This is a genomic window from Muribaculum sp. (assembly GCF_029051885.1).
In the GTDB taxonomy this organism is placed as follows: Bacteria; Bacteroidota; Bacteroidia; order Bacteroidales; family Muribaculaceae; genus Muribaculum.
This window is the reverse complement of the sequence record NZ_JAIDKI010000193.1, coordinates 1-19,730: the sequence shown is the minus strand read 5'-3', so window position 1 is coordinate 19,730 and position 19,730 is coordinate 1. Positions and strand designations below refer to the sequence as shown.

10 protein-coding genes are annotated in these 19,730 nt (G+C 54.1%); all 10 read left to right on the top strand.

The window, feature by feature from the left end; all coding sequences use genetic code 11:
- Positions 1 to 151: 151 nt before the first annotated feature.
- The 10 genes from K2I50_RS08185 (at position 152) to K2I50_RS08140 (ending at position 19,587) form a co-directional block, all read left to right on the top strand.
- The gene (locus K2I50_RS08185; protein ID WP_301025846.1) at positions 152 to 874 is read left to right on the top strand and encodes a LexA family transcriptional regulator; all 723 of its coding nucleotides are present in this window, start codon (positions 152 to 154) and stop codon (positions 872 to 874) included.
- The gene (locus K2I50_RS08180; protein WP_301025845.1) at positions 865 to 2,199 is read left to right on the top strand and encodes a leucine-rich repeat domain-containing protein; all 1,335 of its coding nucleotides are present in this window, start codon (positions 865 to 867) and stop codon (positions 2,197 to 2,199) included. The genes K2I50_RS08185 and K2I50_RS08180 overlap by 10 nt, the downstream gene beginning before the upstream one ends.
- 1 nt (position 2,200) lies before the next feature.
- The gene (trmB, locus tag K2I50_RS08175; protein ID WP_301025844.1) at positions 2,201 to 2,959 is read left to right on the top strand and encodes a tRNA (guanosine(46)-N7)-methyltransferase TrmB; all 759 of its coding nucleotides are present in this window, start codon (positions 2,201 to 2,203) and stop codon (positions 2,957 to 2,959) included.
- A 40-nt stretch (positions 2,960 to 2,999) separates the two neighbouring features.
- Positions 3,000 to 4,109, top strand: a complete 1,110-nt coding sequence (locus tag K2I50_RS08170; RefSeq protein ID WP_301025843.1) for an Mrp/NBP35 family ATP-binding protein — start codon at positions 3,000 to 3,002, stop codon at positions 4,107 to 4,109.
- Positions 4,110 to 4,200: 91 nt separating this feature from the next.
- Complete coding sequence (locus tag K2I50_RS08165; RefSeq protein ID WP_301025842.1) at positions 4,201 to 5,520, top strand: glycosyltransferase family 2 protein; 1,320 nt, start codon at positions 4,201 to 4,203, stop codon at positions 5,518 to 5,520.
- Entirely contained in the window at positions 5,520 to 7,586 is a 2,067-nt protein-coding gene (locus K2I50_RS08160) for a DUF4922 domain-containing protein (protein WP_301025841.1), read from the top strand. Before K2I50_RS08165 ends, K2I50_RS08160 begins: the two co-directional genes overlap by 1 nt.
- On the top strand, positions 7,562 to 8,842 hold the full coding sequence (locus K2I50_RS08155) for an MFS transporter (RefSeq protein ID WP_301025840.1): 1,281 nt from the start codon (positions 7,562 to 7,564) through the stop codon (positions 8,840 to 8,842). Before K2I50_RS08160 ends, K2I50_RS08155 begins: the two co-directional genes overlap by 25 nt.
- A 258-nt stretch (positions 8,843 to 9,100) precedes the next feature.
- The gene (locus K2I50_RS08150) at positions 9,101 to 13,486 is read left to right on the top strand and encodes a sugar-binding domain-containing protein (protein WP_367279096.1); all 4,386 of its coding nucleotides are present in this window, start codon (positions 9,101 to 9,103) and stop codon (positions 13,484 to 13,486) included.
- 44 nt (positions 13,487 to 13,530) lie between these two features.
- The gene (locus K2I50_RS08145; protein WP_301025839.1) at positions 13,531 to 17,253 is read left to right on the top strand and encodes a glycoside hydrolase family 2 TIM barrel-domain containing protein; all 3,723 of its coding nucleotides are present in this window, start codon (positions 13,531 to 13,533) and stop codon (positions 17,251 to 17,253) included.
- Between the two features lie 39 nt (positions 17,254 to 17,292).
- Positions 17,293 to 19,587, top strand: coding sequence for a GH92 family glycosyl hydrolase (locus K2I50_RS08140; RefSeq protein WP_301025838.1), 2,295 nt, complete (start codon positions 17,293 to 17,295; stop codon positions 19,585 to 19,587).
- Positions 19,588 to 19,730 lie beyond the last annotated feature (143 nt).

Sequence of the window (19,730 nt, the reverse complement as noted above, 5' to 3'; positions counted from 1 at the left end):
CGCTCGTTCATCGCAAACAAAAATACATCTGACATTCTCTCTCAAAATCTGTATCATATAAATTTAAACAGTTTCTAAATCTTTTTCTTGCAAGATAACAATTAAAGGTGTAAATTTGCCAAAAGGACGATAAACACACCTTAATAATTAAATGAGCTCAGAATTCAGAAAACAGATATCTCTTGACAAGGAGAAGGCCACCGCAGTAGTAGGCCGTGTACGCCATCTTATGGGGCTTACACGCCTGTCGCAGGCGCAGTTTGCAAAAAAAATCGGTCTTGACCCCGCCAACATATCCAAGTATATCAACGGGCATCTGCCGATTACCGACAATCTCATCAACCGCATCGTTGTAAATACCGGCGTGTCGCGCGAGTGGCTACGCGATGGCATCGGGCTTCCGTTTGACAAAAATCATGTGGCTACTCCGGCTGTCGCCAGAGTGGAGCCCGGTTTTCAGATGTTTCAGCAGCGTTCGCTCCCTATCTACGATATCGCTGTGCTCGCCGGTGTCGAAGAGCTTGACCGCGCGTTTACCCAGGAAAATGTCATAGGCTACCTCACTATGCCTCACCTCAGCCCCAACTGGGCCGTAGTGCAGGCGCAGGGCAATTCGATGATGCCGATAATAGAGAGCGGAGCCTACCTTGCTTTCCTCCCTGAGAATGAGTTCCCCATGATTGCCTGGGGTGAAATATATATAGTGGTGATGGAAAACCGCCGTGTCGTCAAGTATGTGCGTCGCCATGACAATCCCGAGAAAATCATACTCAAGAGCGCCAATGAGGATTACGACCCGATGGAGGTAAACAAGAGCGATATCGTGGCCATGTATCCGGTGAAAGCCATAATCAACATGCATTTATGCCATTGATGAGCAAGGCCTTCAAGGGCCTTTCCCGGATATTGCTTACAGCCGTTGCGGCAATTGCCGTAATCCCCGGAGCCATGGCCCTTACGGTCGTGGCCGACTCGCCCGGCTCACTTGCGTCGGCCCTCGCCGGAGTGCCGTCCGACACCCGGGAGCTCGTGCTGGAAGGCACGGTATATTCCTCCGAACTTGCGGTACTGCGCGACAGCCTGCCGATGCTTGAGGCGATTGACATGCGCGGGCTTATAGTCCGGCCTGCGCAGATACCTCCCTACGCCTTTGCTGCAATGCCTCTGGCCAATGTAAGCCTGCCCGATGACATAACTGTAATCGGTGAGGGCGCTTTTGCCGCTATTCCGGCTAAAGAACTCACGTTGCCCGCCAGGCTCGATTCGATTGCACCATATGCATTTGCCCACAGTGCGCTTGTGTCGCTGACGCTCCCCGACGGGCTGCGTGCTATCGGGCGAAATGCGTTTGGCGACTGTGTGTCGCTGTCGGACATCTCCGGAGGCAAGGGAGTCGTGACGGTCGGAGAGTCGGCGTTTCATGGTGCCCCCCTTCGTAGACTTGACCTATCGCATTGTGAGAGTCTGCGCTCTGTCGGAGCGCGGGCTTTTGAAGGATGCTCGTCGCTTGAGGAGGTGTCACTCCCTGCAACCGGATCCCTTACGTTGGGTGAAGGTCTGTTTCTCGGATGCGGGGCCCTGACCGGCATAGATGCCTCCGGTATAGAGCATGTGCCTGCTCTGATGATTGCCGGCGCTCCGGATGCGGCTCTCTCCGGCATACTGACCGAGGGAGTGCGCACGATAGGAGCTTACGCCATGTCGGGAAACCGTGCGTCGGGCATTGTGCTCCCTTCCACTCTCGACTCGATAGGCGACCACGGTATGGAGCGCATGCATGAACTCGCCTCAATTGATGCGTCGGCCCTGCGCCTGGTGCCCGCTCTCGGCGAGGATGTGTGGGATGAGGTAGACCGCCCTGCGGTGAAGCTCGGAGTGGCTGAGGATATGGCCGACAGTTTTGCCGCCGCATCGCAGTGGCAGGAGTTTGATATAAGCCTCTCCACCGGAGCTGTCGACGGCATAGAGCAGGATACTGACGGTATCGTTCTGTGGTTTGACGGCACTGTGCTGAAAGTGTCGGCTCCGCGCGATATCATGAAAATAGAGGCTGTGTCGATCGACGGCATAATGCTTGCCGACATGAAGCCCGGTGTGCCGCAGGCGCAGATTGATGCGTGCCATTGGCCCTGCAGGGTATGTGTGGTGGCGGTGACACTTGTAGGAGGAACGAAGTCAACATATACATTATCAAGATGATATGGGAAAGAATAAATTAAAGAAATTCAGCGAGGTAGAGCAGATGAAGTGTGTGTTTCAGTATCCGTTCAGAGTACTGGAAGAGCAGGGATTCCCTATGCGCGGACAATGGGGCCGCGAGTATTTCCACAACGACAATCCCATCGTGCTTGAACTCGGATGTGGCAAAGGGGAATATACCGTAGGGCTTGCCGAGCGTTTCCCCGATAAAAATTTCATAGGAATAGATATAAAGGGCGCACGCATATGGTCGGGCGCACGCCAGGTCACTGACAGGAATATACCTAATGCGGCGTTTCTCCGCACGAGCATAGAGCTGATACCATTCTTCTTCGCTCCCGGCGAGGTCGATGAGATATGGATTACATTTCCCGACCCTCAGATGAAGAAGGTAAACAAGCGCCTCACAGGCACCCGCTTCATGAATCTTTACCGCAAGGTGATGAAGCCCGACGGGATAGTGCATCTGAAGACCGACAGCCCGTTTCTATATAAGTATACCGGCCTGATGACCGGATTAAACCGATTGAAGATGGTGGCCGACACAGCCGACCTTTACGCTTCGCCTGAGGGTGCGGGCGACATACTCGGCATACGCACTTTCTACGAGCAGCAGTGGCTCGACCGCGGACTTACCATAAAATATATCGCATGGCATCTCGACCACGATACTGTGCTTGACGAGCCCGACGAAGAGATAGAGCCCGACACCTATCGCAGCTTCTCACGCGGAGAGCTGCAGATGCCCGATATGCTCTGACATGTTAAACAAGCTCTTAATAGACTCTTAATAGATAAGTATGGAAACATTATATCCGCGTCTGATACTTGACGCATTAAGCAATGTACGCTATCCCGGCAATGGGAAAAATATAGTCGAGCTCGGCATGGTCGAGGACGACATACGAATCGACGGAAACTCTGTAAGTTTCTCGCTGATATTCGACAAACCGACCGATCCGTTTGTGAAGTCGCTCGTGAAGGCCGCCGAGACGGCACTGACTACATACATCTCTCCCGAAGTCGATGTAAAGGATCGCATCAATGTCAAGTTCCGCAATCCCAATCCTGCTCCGCGCCCCGACAATCCCCTTAAGGGTGTTAAGAATATCATAGGCGTATCTTCCGGCAAGGGTGGGGTAGGCAAGTCGACAGTAGCAAGCAATCTTGCCGTGGCTCTGGCACGTATGGGCTACAAGGTAGGTCTGCTCGATGCCGATATTTTCGGACCGTCGGTACCCAAGATGTTTGGCGTGGAGGACGAGCCTATATATGCCGAGAATGTCGACGGACGCGAGATGATTGTACCCGTTGAACGCTACGGGGTGAAGGTGCTGTCAATCGGATTTCTTGTCGACCGCAACAGTCCGGTGCTCTGGCGCGGAGCCATGGCTTCACGCGCTCTCAACCAGCTGATTACCGATGCTCTGTGGGGCGAACTCGATTATTTTCTTATCGACATGCCTCCCGGCACGAGCGACATCCATCTCACACTTGTGCAGACGCTTGCCATCACCGGGGCTGTGATTGTAAGTACTCCCCAGGATGTCGCGCTGGCTGATGCCCGCAAGGGACTGGCGATGTTCCGCGACGACAAGGTCAATGTGCCTGTGCTTGGTATTGTGGAAAATATGGCATGGTTTACCCCCGCTGCCCATCCCGACGAACGCTACTATATTTTCGGCCGTGACGGAGCCGTGAAACTTGCCGAGGAGTTTGGCGTCAAGGTGCTTGCACAGATTCCGCTCGTAGGCAGTATCTGCGAGGGTGGCGACAGCGGTGCGCCTATAGCTTTGCGCGACAGCATTACCGGCGAGGCATTCATGAATCTTGCCGGAAATCTGGTGGAGGCTGTCGATGAGCGCAACCGTGCCCTTCCCCCTTCGGCCAAGGTAGAGACACATTCATAAATACTGTTATGATATAAGTAAGTCGTAAAAATTATTTTATCGGCGATAGGATTTTTTTTACGACTTACTTAAGTAACCGCCTATAATTGTAATGATTACACTGCATCACAACGAGACCGCCGCTACCCTGCGACGTCATTTATGTGCTGTTGCCGCCCGGCCCGACGAGGTGATGGTGCTTCCGGGGTGGTCGGCGACAATGCTTCCCGGAGCCGCCCGGCGTATGCGTCAGGTGCTGCGCGCCACAGGCGCCGCAATCGTGTACGGCGATTGCTGGTTGCGTCAGCCCGATGGCTCTCTGCTTATGGCAAAGAGCGAGGAGTGGCAGCCCGGAGCCATGCGCGAGGGGTTTGACATGGGACCCGTATGGATGGTGTCGCCCGTGGCCATGGAGAGTGCGCTCGGCACTTTTGACCACGGATATACCTACGGCTTGCTTTATGCGCTGCGGCTTGCCTTGCAGCGTCAGGGGCCTGTAGTAAGGCTTGGCGAGCCACTTTGCATCGCAGAGCGTATCGACACCGCAGCCGACCAGTGGGCATATGTCGATCCTGCCAACCGTCAGCGGCAGATTGAACTTGAGGAGATATGCTCAGCCCATCTTAAGGCTGTAGGCGCCTACCTGGAAGGGGAACCGGCGCGTGTCGACCGCTCTAACACCGACGACGGAGAGTGGCCGGTCGAGGCATCGGTGGTGATACCGGTGCGCAACCGTGTTGCCACAGTAGGCGATGCGGTGCGCAGCGCATTGTCGCAGGAGACCGATTTTATCTACAATGTGATTGTTGTCGACAATCACAGCGACGACGGTACTACAGAGTTGCTCAGCGCTATTGCTGCCGAGGATTCCCGTCTGGTGCATGTCGTTCCTGCTGAGGATGGACTCGGTATAGGCGGATGCTGGAACACGGCTATTCTCCATCCCGCATGTGGACGCTATGCCGTGCAGCTCGACAGCGACGACATATATTCTTCATCCGACACCTTGCGACGCGTGGTCGAGACATTCCGCCGCGAGCGTTGCGCGATGGTGGTCGGAAGCTACACCCTTACCGATATCGACGGCAATACCATACCGCCCGGGCTTATTGACCATCGTGAATGGACCCGTCTCAACGGGCGCAACAATCTGTTGCGTGTCAACGGTATCGGCGCTCCGCGCGCATTTGTCACCTCGATTGCACGCGACATACTTTTCCCTAACTCAAGCTATGGCGAGGATTATGCCATGGCTCTGGCCATATCGCGCAAATGGCATGTGGGACGAATATTCGATTCCATATACATGTGTCGCCGCTGGAGCGGCAACTCCGATGCGTCGCTCTCGCCCGAGAGGCTGAGGGAATTCAACCATTATAAGGACTCGCTGCGCACGATGGAGATTGTCGCGCGCCGGGCTTTGAAGGACTGATGGATAAGCAATATATACTTGACTGGATTGCCGAGGGACTTGAACGATGGCCCGAGGCCGCCGAACGCCATCGGATGGTGGCTGCCTGCGAGCCGCGTGTGCTCGCCCGTTATGAGGGCTTTGAGTGGAAGGCCCTGCTTTTGCCGGCGCGAAAGGTAAGCACGCTTGCGCGGCTCGATGCCGGCAGTGTGGCTGCGCGGCCATGTTTTCTGTGTGCTGCCAACCGACCGCAGCAGCAGGCCGCCATGCAATGGCGTGGTTATGAGATTCTGGTGAATCCGTTCCCGGTATTTCCCAACCATCTTACAATCGCCGCCATAGACCACACGCCGCAACATATTCCGGGCCGTATAGCCGATATGGCCGCCCTTGCCGGCGAGCTGGAGGGTTTTACGGTAATATACAACGGTGCGCGCAGCGGTGCATCGGCCCCCGACCATTTCCATTTTCAGGCAGTGCCTTCGGGATATATCGACATGCTGCGGTTTGACCGCGGGCCGGTCTACAGCCGCAGATTTATAGGTTGCGACGCTGACAGTGTGGTAAGGGATGTGGAGCAATATCTCCTCTCGGCCGGTCTGTCGGCCGACGGAGCTGAGATGCCTGTGAATATCGCTATGGAACGCCTGGCCGACGGAAACCTTATGGTCAGGATTGTGCCTCGTCGGGCGCATCGCCCGTCATGCTATCCGAAGCCTGCGGTAAGCCCCGGAGCGATAGATATATTCGGCACGATTGTAACCGTCAGCAATGATGACTTCATGGCGCTTGACCGCGAGTGTCTTGAAAGCATCCTTGCCGAGGTAGCCTATCCTAATCCCGACCGCTGTATACGTGTCGGTATCATGAGCTCCCGCAATCTGAGATTTACGCTCAACGGACGTTATGAGCGTGTGGCCGACACTTTCTTTCCACTCGACGCCGACTCGTCGTTTACACTTGAGGATGTCCCGGTAGGGAGTCAGTTCCACTGGGAGCATACCGAGCGGCGCACGTATCCGGGCATTCTCGAGCTGCAACGTCGCTCCGACGGTATGGTCGAGGCTGTCAATGTAGTAGGTATGGAGCGTTACCTTGAAGGCGTAATCGGGGCCGAGATGAGTCCGTCGTCGCCCGATGAGCTTCTTAAGGCACATGCCGTGATTTCCCGCAGCTGGGCATATAAGCAGGTTGCATGCCGTGAGTCGCTTCACTATCCCGGGCCGTGTGATTGCGGAGCTACGGATTGCGGCGACGAACATATAAGATGGTACGACCACGACGACCATACCGACTTTGACGTGTGTGCCGACGACCACTGTCAGCGCTATCTCGGCATACCCGCCGAGGAGTATGGCGCAAGGTTGCATGATATAATCTCGGCCACTTGCGGCGAGGTGGTGCTTGATGGTGATGGGCGCCTGTGCGACACACGTTTCTCCAAATGTTGCGGAGGTGCATTCGAGGAGTTTGAATATTGCTGGGAGCCGGTGCATCATTCCTGCCTTGAAGTCGGGCGCGATACTGTTCCATCCCGTCCTGTGCCTGACCTTCGTGATGAGAGTGAGGCCGTGAAGTGGATTATGTCGACCCCCGAGGCCTTTTGTGCCTCGCCCGATGTCGCTGTGCTCCGCAGTGTACTTAACCGAAGCGATTTTGACACCACCCCCGATTTCTACCGGTGGACCGTTACATATACTCCATCCGAACTGTCGGCAATAGTGCGTGAGCGGTCGGGCATTGATTTCGGCACTATAACCGATATTCAGCCTATAGAGCGCGGACGGTCGGGACGTATCGTGCGTCTGCGTATCACCGGCACATTGCGTACGATGACCGTAGGAAAGGAACTCGAGATACGCCGCTGGCTCTCGCGCAGCCATCTCTACAGCTCGGCTTTCGTTGTGGAGCGTGGCGATGAGGGAGAGTTTATATTGCATGGCGCAGGCTGGGGGCATGGAGTAGGGTTATGCCAGATAGGCGCTGCCGTAATGGCTTCGGAAGGGTATGACTATCGTACGATTCTGCGCCACTATTTTAATAACGCGGACATCAACAAACTATGTCAGGAAGAAAAGGAGAGATAACGCCGTGGGCCTGGGTCAGTACGCTGTATTTTGCCGAGGCGATGCCTTATGTGGCGGTGATGACACTGTCGGTGCTCATGTATAAGGTGATGGGCATATCCAACAGCGAGATTGCATTTTACACATCATGGCTCTATCTCCCCTGGGTCATAAAGCCTCTGTGGAGTCCGTTTGTCGACCTCTTCCGTACAAAGCGCTGGTGGATTGTCACCACCGAGGCCTTGATTGCTGTCGGGCTTGCATGTGTGGCGTTTACGCTGCCGGGTGCATGGTTTTTCCGGTTGTCGCTTGCATTCTTCTGGCTTACGGCATTTGTGAGCGCTACCCACGATATTGCCGCCGACGGATTCTATATGCTTGCCCTTACCCCTCATCAGCAGGCCTTCTATGTTGGGATACGCAGTACATTCTACCGTATAGCCACGATTACCGCACAGGGTGGTCTTGTAGCCGTAGCCTGGGCAATCGGCGAGAGCGGAGTAAGCGTAGCCATGTCATGGGCGGTAGTCATGGGCATCATTTCCGCCTGTTTCTTTATATTTTCGGTGTACCATCACCATGTGCTCCCCCGTCCGGCAATCGACCGTCCTGCCGAGGGTATTACCGTGCGAAATGCCGGAAAAGAATTCTTACGCACATTTGCCACTTTCTTCAGAAAGCCGCAGGCATTGGCCGGCATTCTGTTCATGCTACTTTACCGTGTGCCGGAGGCGCAGCTCGTAAAGCTGATAAATCCGTTTCTTGTCGACGGTCGTGAGGCGGGTGGCCTTGGACTGAGCACCGGGGAGGTCGGTCTGGTATATGGCACGGTAGGTGTCATTGGCCTTACCGTCGGCGGAATTGTCGGTGGTATAGTCACGGCACGTGGAGGCCTTAAGAAATGGCTGTGGCCGATGGCATGGAGTATATCTCTTACGTGTGCCACATTCTGCTATCTGGCATGGGCGCAACCCACATCGCTTCTTACGATATGTGCCTGTGTAGGCATAGAGCAGCTTGGCTATGGATTCGGATTCAGTGCCTATATGCTTTATCTCATCTACTATAGCGACGGCGAACTGCGCACGGCGCATTACGCCATATGCACAGGCTTCATGGCGCTGGGCATGATGCTGCCCGGCATGGTAGCCGGATGGATACAGGAACAGCTCGGCTATCTCGGATTCTTCTGGTGGGTCATGATATGCTGCGTCGTGACGATTGCGGTTACAGCCCTCGTGAGGGTGCCTGCCGACTTCGGCAAAAAACATGTTTAAAAACATGTAATGCCCAAATAGAGCATTAAAAGGGCGTTTAGACCTCATTTTGCCGGTTGTTAAGTGGAATTTAATTGAAAATTAAGGGTGGATATATCCGGTAGTTAACCGGGTTGGCTTTATTTTGCAGTCGAAATCACAATAAGTCCCTGTTGCGTGGCCGGGATTATTGTGGTATCGACACAGTGTAACCAAAAAAATACTCGAAACGATAGATGACTGTGATACCGCTTCGCAGGCATCGGCAAAACAAAAAATATGAGAAGACAAATAGTAATTATCTTAGCTTTCCTGATTGGCTTGTCGGGCTATGCGCAGAAACAATATGACTCCTACAAAGGGTTGGTCATGGCAGGTTATCAGGGTTGGTTCAACACACCCGGCGATGGCGAGGGGCGTGGATGGTATCACTATAAGGGCAGCGACGGTTTCCGTCCCGGAAGCTGTTCGATTGATATCTGGCCCGAGACCTCGGAATACGAGAAACTCTATGATACGGAGTTTCGCTATGCCGACGGTTCGGTTGCGCGTACATTCTCGTCGCATGACGCTTCAACTGTCGACACCCACTTCCGGTGGATGAAAGAGTATGGACTCGACGGTGTGTTCATGCAGCGCTTTATCCCGGAAATCAAGAATCCTTCCGGAAAGAAGCATTTCACCAAACTGCTCAATGACGCAAGCGTCGCTGCCAACAAGTACGGACGCGCTTTCTGTGTCATGTACGACCTGTCGGGTATGAATGCCGGCGATGAGAAGATACTTCTCGGCGATATCCGCGAACTCACACCGATGCTCGGTCTTAAGGACCGCGCGGCCAATCCGTCGTATCTGTGGCACAACGGACGTCCGCTTGTAGTGGTATGGGGTGTGGGATTCAATGACCGCCGCCACTATGGTCTTAAAGAGGCCAATGCCATTGTCGACGGGCTGAAAAAGCAGGGCTTCAGTGTGATGCTGGGTGTGCCTACACATTGGCGCGAGCTTAAGTATGATACTGAGTCAGATCCCGGACTACATACCCTGATAAAGAAGTGCGACATTATCATGCCATGGTTCGTGGGCCGATATAATGAGAGCACTTACCCGTTCTATAAGAAACTTATCGGTGATGACATCAAATGGTGTAAAGCCGAGAAGATAGATTACGCTCCATTGTGTTTCCCGGGTTTCTCCTGGAAAAACATGAAGGGTGTGAAGAGTCTGCAGATTGACCGCAACAACGGCAACTTCTTCTGGAAGCAGCTCTCCGGCGCTATCGAGCAGGGTGCCGAGATGATTTATGTAGCCATGTTTGATGAAATCGACGAGGGTACCGCCGTATTCAAGTGTGCGAGGAATGTTCCTGTAGGCGATAGCCACTTTGTGGCTCTTGACGACGAGACCGAGCCCGACCATTATCTGTGGCTTATCGGGCAGGCCAGAAGCATGCTCAAGAAGGAGAAGCCGCTTTCCGCCTCGATGCCGGTGCGCAATCCCGCGGCCCAGCGACTGGTATATAACGGTGTTTTTGCTCCATACGAAGGACTTGTCAATCGCCTTGAGAAGCCCTACCGCAAGGAGATATGCCTCAACGGCTACTGGGATTTCCAGCCGGTAAATCTCCCTGCCGATTATCGTCAGGGCGCCGGAAAAGCTCCTGAGCTCCCGATGCCTTCCGCCGACGGATGGAGCGCTACAAAAATCAAGATACCCTCTCCCTGGAATGTCAACGACTTCTCCAACCGCAATCTCGAGGGCCCCGACCATCGCAATTACCCGTCGTATCCCCGCGAGTGGAACGACGTCAAGATGGCGTGGATGAAAAAAACATTTGAGGTGCCCGCCGACTGGAGCGGCAATGACATACGCCTTTGGTTTGAGGCAGTTGCCGGAGAGACGGTGGTGTATGTCAACGGCCGGAAAGTTGCGGGTAATTTCGACCTTTTCCTCCCTTTCTCCGCAGATATTACCGATGCCGTGAAGCCCGGTGAGAAAGCCGAGGTGCTGGTCGGCGTGCGCTCTCAGAAACTGTTTGAGGACAACAGCACAATCGGCCGACGGATTGTGCCCGGCGGCTCGATGTGGGGCTACGACATGAATGGTATCTGGCAGGATGTATATCTCCAGGCGGTGCCGCGCACACGTATCGAGGATGTATATGTGAAGCCTCTTGTTGGCCGTGGCCTGCTTGAAATCGAGGTTACACTTACCAACTCCGACACCAAAAAGCAGACTGTTGAGCTCGCCGGCGATGTAAGCGAGTGGATCAATCTGGCCGGTACCGATGTGAATTCGGCGCCTGTGCCTGCCTGGGAACTCGGTCGTCAGGCCATGGCTGTAAAGCCGGTTAAGGTAACTGTAGCCCCCGGCGATACCGCCCGGACTGTAATCACACTTCCGGTGGCCGATGGTGTACTGAAATACTGGACTCCGGAGACCCCCAATCTGTACGGTCTTGTACTTGCGGCCAAATCGGGCGGCAAGAAAATCGATACAAAATATGAGCGTTTCGGATGGCGTGAGTGGACACTCGAAGGCACCAGCCATCTGCTCAACGGCAAGGTATATCCATTGCGTGGCGACTCGTGGCACTTCATGGGTATTCCACAGATGACACGCCGCTATGCATATGCCTGGTACAAGGCTATCAAGGATATGAACGGCAATGCCGTGCGCCCGCATGCCATGGTGTATCCGCGCTTTTACCATGATATGGCCGACGAGATGGGTATATGCATACTCAACGAGACCGCCAACTGGGCAAGCGACGGAGGTCCGAAACTTGACTCTCCCCACTTCTGGGAGGCTTCTAAAGACCATCTGCGCCGCTTTGTGATGCGTGACCGCAACCATGCCAGTGTGTTTGGATGGAGTGTCAGCAACGAGAACAAGCCGGTGATACTATATGTGTACAACCGTCCTGACCTTCTCGAACCTCAGATGGTGGCATGGCGCGAATGGCGCGATATCGTGCGTCAGCTCGACCCCACTCGTCCCTGGATCAGTTCAGACGGCGAAGATGACGGCGACGGCATCCTGCCTGTTACAGTAGGACATTACGGTGATGTCGGCTCAATGCACAACTGGATTAATATAGGTAAGCCCTGGGGTATCGGTGAGCATTCGATGGCCTACTACGGAACTCCCGAACAGGTAGCCAAATATAATGGCGAGCGTGCATATGTCTCGGCCCTCGGACGCATGGAGGGGCTTGCCAACGAGTGCTACAATCTGATAAAGGACCAGCGCGACAACGGTGCAAGCTATTCGACCGTGTTCAATATGGCATGGTACGCACTGCAGCCCCTGCCGCTTGGCAAGAAAGATATCACTACACCTCCGTCGATTGATAATGACGGTATATTCTTCGGCACATACACAGAAGGGCTGCCCGGAGTACAGCCTGAGCGTGTAGGTCCCTACAGCACTACACTCAATCCCGGTTACGACCCGTCGCTTCCGCTCTACAGACCGTGGCCAATGTTTGAGGCGATGCGCGCCGCCAATGCTCCCGGCGGTCCGGCATGGAGCGAGTGGGCCGAAATCGACAAGAAGAAATATGAATCAAAAGGACGATGGGATGCCGCCACACCCTACCGTCAGGTAGTATTCGTGGGCAACGCCGACTCCCGTGCGCGCCAGCAGTTTGATGCCCAGGGGGTGATATTCTCCGACAAAGTTACCAATCCTGCCAATGCTCTGTATATTCTCGACGGGACATACTCTCTGTCGGCTGAGCTTGAAGAGACAATCAAAAATAATATGACACTTGGGGCTGACCTGCTCGTGTGGGGTATTAATCCGGCCAATGTGCAGCCTCATAATCCTTACAACGGACTACTGCCTCTGCCTGTGACGGTAAATACGCTCCGACGCTCTTCATTTATCCCGGCCGAGACCTCATGGATGCGTGGGCTCAATCCTTCTGATTTCTATTTCTGCGAGGTGCAGCAGGCCGATGCCGCACAGTATACTCTTACCGGTCCGCTTGTAGAGGAGAGCGAGGTCATTCTTGAGGCGTGCCTTACCGACTGGCGTACATGGAACAAGCGTGCCGAAAATCTGAAGACAGCCGCTTTGCTCCGTTCTGAGAATGAATGTACCACACCCCGTGCGGTGGTGGTAAGATACTCATCAGGTCCCAACAACATATATCTGAGCACACTCGGAGAGTTTACCAATACCGAGAAGGGATTCAAGACTCTTGGTGCCATTCTCGCCAATGCCGGTATCCCCTGTAAGGCTCTTGAACAGAATCCCGATGAAATCTTCTTCTTCCAGGACAATAAGCTCTTGTTCCCGCGTCAGGCTGCAAAGAAAATGGTGAAGGCCGACGGTCGAAAGACTCTGACTATTTACGTCTACAGTCCTCGTCCGCTTGACGACCTGCTTATCGAGCCGAATATGCCCAAACTTACTCTTCGCACCGGTACTCCTGACACAGAGCTTGTCATCAACGGCAAGCCTATAGAGATTGCCGGCAAGGATTACAACCGCGCCGACTTCCGTGAGCTGCCGCTACTGCAAGGGTGGAATCGTCTGGAGGTAAGCATGCCTGAGTCGACTCCCGACGACAAGCTGCAGGGACATTTCTTCTGCGACAACCGCGCCGACTATCTCCCTCAGGTACGCGCTTCGTACAGCAATCCTGAAGACAGATAATTTTTACCGGAGAAACAAGCTCTTAGATAAAATATCAAGTCAATATGTCAGTTAGTTCAATAAAAATGTTGTGTGTCAGCTCCATGGTCGTAGCTTCGCTATCGGCCACGGGGGCTGATGCCGCAATATATCGAAACGATTTTTCCAATCCCTCCGAGAAGCTGCTTACAGTGGGGCGTGGCTCTACCCATGTAGGGCGTGACGGTGTGTTGGTGTCGAAAGACAACTATGCATCTTTCGGAGCTCCCGACATGAAGGACTATTCTGTTAGTTTCCGAGCACGGGCTCCCAAAAGCCAGGACCAGGTACAGATATGGTGTGGCTTCCGCGCCGCCAACCGCTTTGACCGCTATATCCTCGGAATAAAGGGGGGCATACAGAATAATGTGATGCTCATGCGCATGGGCTACAAGGGTAATGACGAGCTGATGGGTGTGCGCCCTCTCTGTTTCAGTCCTGAACCCGGAGAGTGGATTGATGTGCGCATCGAAGTTGTAGGCAACCGTATGCGCGTGTTTCTAAATGGTGGGGAGCATCCCTATATGGATATTACCGACCCCAATGCATCAAAGTTTGCTCCGGAAGGCGGTGTGACCCTTGGCGGGAGCTGGATTCTCACCGAGTTTGATAATCTTGTCATCACACCTCTTGCTCCCGATGCGCTTAATGGAGTGTCTGATAAGGAATGGAGCAACCCTCTTACTCCGGCGCAGAAAGAGAGTATGCGGCGCAGTCAGCGCGCATCTTATGCCGGAAAGAAACTCGACAGCCTTGGCGCAGCGCGTACCGAGCTGAGTCTTGATGGCGACTGGTTGTTTATGCCCGGCTACAGCGATATTGCTGAAAAGGATGCCGTAAATCCCCAGAAGGATGATTCCGACTGGCATGTGATGAATGTGCCTGACTTCTGGAACCCGATACGCATATGGCTGCATGGCGAGACTATGGGTACTCCGCGAGGTCATATGCCGAAGGGTGTGTCAGACACCTATTACATGCAGGAAACGGCCCGGTGTGAGGGATATACTTTCGACTACCGCCGTACCCGCGATGCATGGTATCGCCAGTGGGTCGACCTTCCCGAAGGGGTCGAAGGCCGTAATATGCAGCTGACATTCGATGCCGTATCGCGCGCTACAGAAATATATATCAACGGCAAGAAGGTCAAGAGTCATCTGGGCATGTATGGTCAGATTGACGTTGACGCTACCGGCCTGCTGCATCCCGGACGCAATCTTATAGCCTTGAAGGTAATCGGCAAGACCGGCGACGGTAAATCGCCTTCAATCGACTTTTTCTATTCATCGGTGCGCGAGAGCGAGCAGGAGGATGGAAAGGTGGAGGCCGGAAAGGATGTCATTAAGGAAATACCCCACGGATTCTACGGCGATGAGCCCGCAGGCATATGGCAACCGGTGAAACTTACAATAACCGAGCCGGTAAGAGTCGACGATGTATATATACGTCCTACCCTCAGCGGCGCCACGTTTGAACTTACTGTCAGCAACAGTTCCGACCGACGTCAGACCGTAGTCCCCTCTACCCGTATTACCGACTGTGCTACCGGCAGCGAGCTGTATAGCGGGGATATTGAGAAGATTACCCTTGCACCGGGAGAGAAACGCACACTGACCTACAGTGTCGACGGGCTTAAGCCGCGTCTGTGGTCGCCGCAGCACCCCGACCTGTATGATTTCACATTCTCTCTGTCCGACAAGAAGGGGCGCAAGCTCGACAGCTTTACCGAGACTTCCGGCTTCCGTACATTTGAGGTGCGCGACGGACTGTTTTATCTCAACGGACATAAGTACTGGCTGCGCGGCGGCAATCATATACCGTTTGCTCTGGCTCCCAACGACAAGCGCCTGGCCGACACATTCATGCAGCACATGAAGAGGGGAAATATAGATGTGACACGCACTCACACCACTCCATGGAACGAATTGTGGCTCGATGCCGCCGACCGCAACGGCATAGGCATCAGCTTCGAGGGTACATGGCCATGGCTATTCATACACTCTACTCCGCTCCCTGACCCGCAGGTGCTCGCCATGTGGCGCGAGGAGTTTCTTGGCCTGCTGAAGAAATACCGCAATCATCCGTCGCTGCTGTTCTGGACAGTCAACAACGAGATGAAATTCTATGACAATGACGACAATCTCGAGCGCGCTAAAGAGAAGTACCGCTATATCTCCGATGTTGTAGGCGATATGCGCAAGGTCGACCCGACGCGTCCGGTATGTTTTGATTCCAACTACCAGGCCAAGGGGAAGGAGCAGAAGTATGGCAAGGCATTCATGGACTCTATCGACGACGGTGATATCGACGACATGCATGCATACTACAACTGGTATGACTACTCGTTGTTCCGCTTCTTCAACGGAGAGTTTCAGGAGCGGTTCAAGATGCCCGGCCGTCCGCTTATAAGTCAGGAGATGTCGACAGGATATCCCAACAATGAGACCGGCCATCCTACCCATTCATATCAGATCATACACCAGAATCCCGAGTCGCTCGTGGGCTATGACTGCTATGACTTCGCCGATCCGGCATGTTTCCTGTGGGCTCAGTCGTTTATCACCGGCGAGCTCGCCGAGGCATTGCGACGCAGCAACGACCAGGCCTCCGGCATTATGCATTTCGCTCTGCTCACATGGTTTCGTCAGGTGTACGATGCCGACCGTATCGAGCCGTGGCCCACATATTATGCTCTGGCCAGAGCTTTGCAGCCGGTACTTGTAAGTGCCGAGTTATGGGGGCGTCATCAGTATGCGGGCGAGCCTCTCGCCACACGCATATGTGTGGTAAACGATATGGAGGAGGGGCGTACCCTCAGGCCCACACTACTGCGCTGGGAACTACGCGACGAGCGCGGCAGGGTGCTTGACCATGGCGACAGGATGCTCGACAGCGTGGCCCACTACGGTCGCCTGTGGATTGACCCGAAGATTGTCATACCGGAGAATCTGCCCGAGGAGAAGGTCAAGGCCAAGCTCTATCTGAAACTCACTGAGGACGGAATACCTGTTTCGGCCAATGAGTACGAACTGCTCCTTACCACCCGCGACTGGGCCAAAGGCAATGCGTCGGGCGACAGCATGGACCGATTGGCCATACTCAAGGGCGACGGTTCCGACAAGACTGCTGCCACACTCTCGGCACTCAGTATCGAATGTGGAAGATACGGTTCTGTGACCCAGATGCTCGGAGCCAAACCGAAGGTGGCCATCATTAGCGACACTCATGTGCTGAATGACTACGATGCAAAGGCACTTCGCACATATGAGGAGAATGGAGGCCGCATACTTTTCTTGAACAGCAATGAGGCCGCCAAGGCAGTATTCCCCGAGCATATACTCAGCTGGGAGGTTCCCACCGAAGGCGACATTACCTTCATGGAGCGTAACGACAGTCGTGTGTTTGACGGGATAGAGCCTCTTGAGCTTCGCTATTTCAACAATAATCTCCGCGAGATGCCTACGGCATGCAATACTACCCTGCAGGTAAAGCGCGGAGAGGAAGTTACCGAGCTTGCCGGACAGATTAAGATACATGCTTATATTGACGGAGGCGGCTCTCAGGCCAGGCTCGACCGCATAAACTCTCTGCGCGGATTTACAATTGTAGGCATAAATGAAGGGAAGGGCTCGGCCATCGTGTCGACAATGGCTACGCAGAAAGCTGACACTGACCCGATTGCCGCAAGGCTGCTCCGCAACATGGTGGAGACTCTCGCGTCAGGAGCTCCGCTGACGCCATCGATATGATTAATGGCTTTAAGTAATATAGAAAACTCATCATCAGCAATGAAATATAACCATAAACTTATCGGAATCTGTGCCGGATGCCTTTCCTTACTGGCTGCTACGGCCATATTCCATGCATGTATCAATGCCTATGCGGCCGACAAGATGGAGCCGGTCGATTATGTAAATCCGTATATCGGAAACATAAGTCATCTGCTCGTGCCTACTTTCCCTACCGTGCAGCTGCCCAACAGCATGCTGCGTGTGTATCCCGAGCGCAATGATTATACGAGCCGGCTGCTCAACGGGCTCCCTGTGATAGTGACAAACCATCGGGAGCGCTCGGCCTTCAGAATCAATCCCGGTCATGACGGAGCCATGTCGGCTGTGAAGCAGTACAGCTATGACAACGAGCATCTCACCCCATATGAATTTTCGGTTGATATAGCCACACCCGAAGGAGAGGACCCGATGCATGTGCGTTATGCGGTAAGCAACCAGTCGGCTATCTATGACATAGACTTCGAGAGCAGCGAACCCGGCAAGCCTGCGTATATCGCTATAAGCACCGGCAGCGGCAAGATAAATGTCGACGGCAACCATATCAGCGGGTGGCAGCAGCTCCCCAACGATACGCGTGTATACGTATATATAGATGTTGACAAAGCACCGACGGCCGCCGGTATTCTTGAGGACGGGTCGGTGAATACAAGTCTTGGCAGCAAGGAGGGTGATAACGCATGTGCCGTATGGCAGTTTGCCGACGGTACGAAAGATGTGGTGCTGCGCTACGGAGTGTCGTTCATCTCTGAGGAGCAGGCCGCACGCAATCTGGCCAGAGAGATAAAGGATTTCAATCTTGAGGCTGTTGCCGCCAACGGGCGCAAGGTATGGAACGATGCGCTCGGACGTATAGAGGTGAAAGGAGGTAGCGATGACCAAAAGACGGTGCTTTACTCGTCGTACTACCGCACCTTTGAGCGTCCCATATGCATGAGTGAGGACGGACGCTATTTCAGCGCTTTCGACGGTCAGGTGCATGATGACGAAGGGACGCCGTTCTATACCGACGACTGGATATGGGATACCTATCGCGCGGCCCATCCGCTGCGAATACTGCTTGACAGCGACCGGGAGGAGGCTATCCTGGCTTCTTTCCTCCGTATGGCCGACCAGATGGGCACCGGCTGGATGCCGACATTCCCTGAGGTAAACGGCGACTCACGCCGCATGAATTCCAATCATGGCGTGGCTTCGGTGGCTGATGCCGTGGCCAAGGGTATAAGAATCGATACTCTCCGTGCCTATGACGCGTGTCGCAGGGGTATCGAGGAGAAGACACTTGCGCCATGGAGCGGAAAGCCGGCAGGCTGGATCGACGAGTTCTACGCTCGCAACGGATACATCCCCGCACTGCGCCCCGGAGAGAAGGAGACCGACCCTAATGTCCACAGCTGGGAGAAACGTCAGCCTGTGGCAGTGACACTCGGCACAAGCTATGACCAGTGGTGTCTGGCGCGCATAGCACAGGCTCTCGGCAAGACCGATGAGGCTGCCCGCTATGACAGCTGTGCGCTCAATTACCGTAATATTTATAATCCGGCTACGGCATTTTTCCATCCCAAGGACAAGGATGGAAAGTTTATTGAACCATTTGACTATAAGTGGGACGGCGGACCCGGCGCCCGTGAGTTTTATGGCGAGAACAACGGATGGGTCTACCGCTGGGATGTACCCCACAATGTGGCCGATCTCATAGAGCTGATGGGCGGCAGGGAAAACTTCGTGGAGAATCTCGACCAGACTTTCCGTGAGCCTCTGGGCCGAGGGAAATATGAGTTTTATTCCAAACTTCCCGACCATACCGGCAATGTCGGCCAGTTCTCCATGGCCAACGAGCCTTCGCTGCATATTCCGTATCTTTACAACTATGCAGGCATGCCTTGGAAGACACAGAAGGCCATACGCGACCTGCTCAAGATGTGGTTCCGCAATGATCTCATGGGCATTCCCGGAGATGAGGACGGAGGCGGAATGACTTCGTTTGTAGTGTTCAGCTCGCTCGGTTTCTATCCCGTGACTCCCGGTCTGCCATTGTATAATATCGGTTCGCCGCAGTTTGAGCATGCTTCGGTAAAGCTCAGCAACGGCAATACATTCGAGATTGTGGCCGGAGGAGCAAGCGACACGAACAAATATATACAGTCGGCGCGTCTCAACGGAAAGCCTTGGGATAAATCGTGGATCAGCCACGAGGATGTAATGAATGGCGGAAAACTGGAGCTCGATATGGGGCCGCGGCCCAACAAGGCGTGGGCCAGCGGGCCCGAGTCGGTGCCTCCTGTGCTGATGTAAGCAGTTTTCCCGGCGATATAATATAAGGCCATGCGTTCCCGAGCGGGATGCATGGCCTTTGATATGTCTTAGAGCTTGTTTAATAATAAATGTTACCGTCAGGGCGGTCAATCGTCGAGCAGATTTTCGCTTGTGATGAGGGA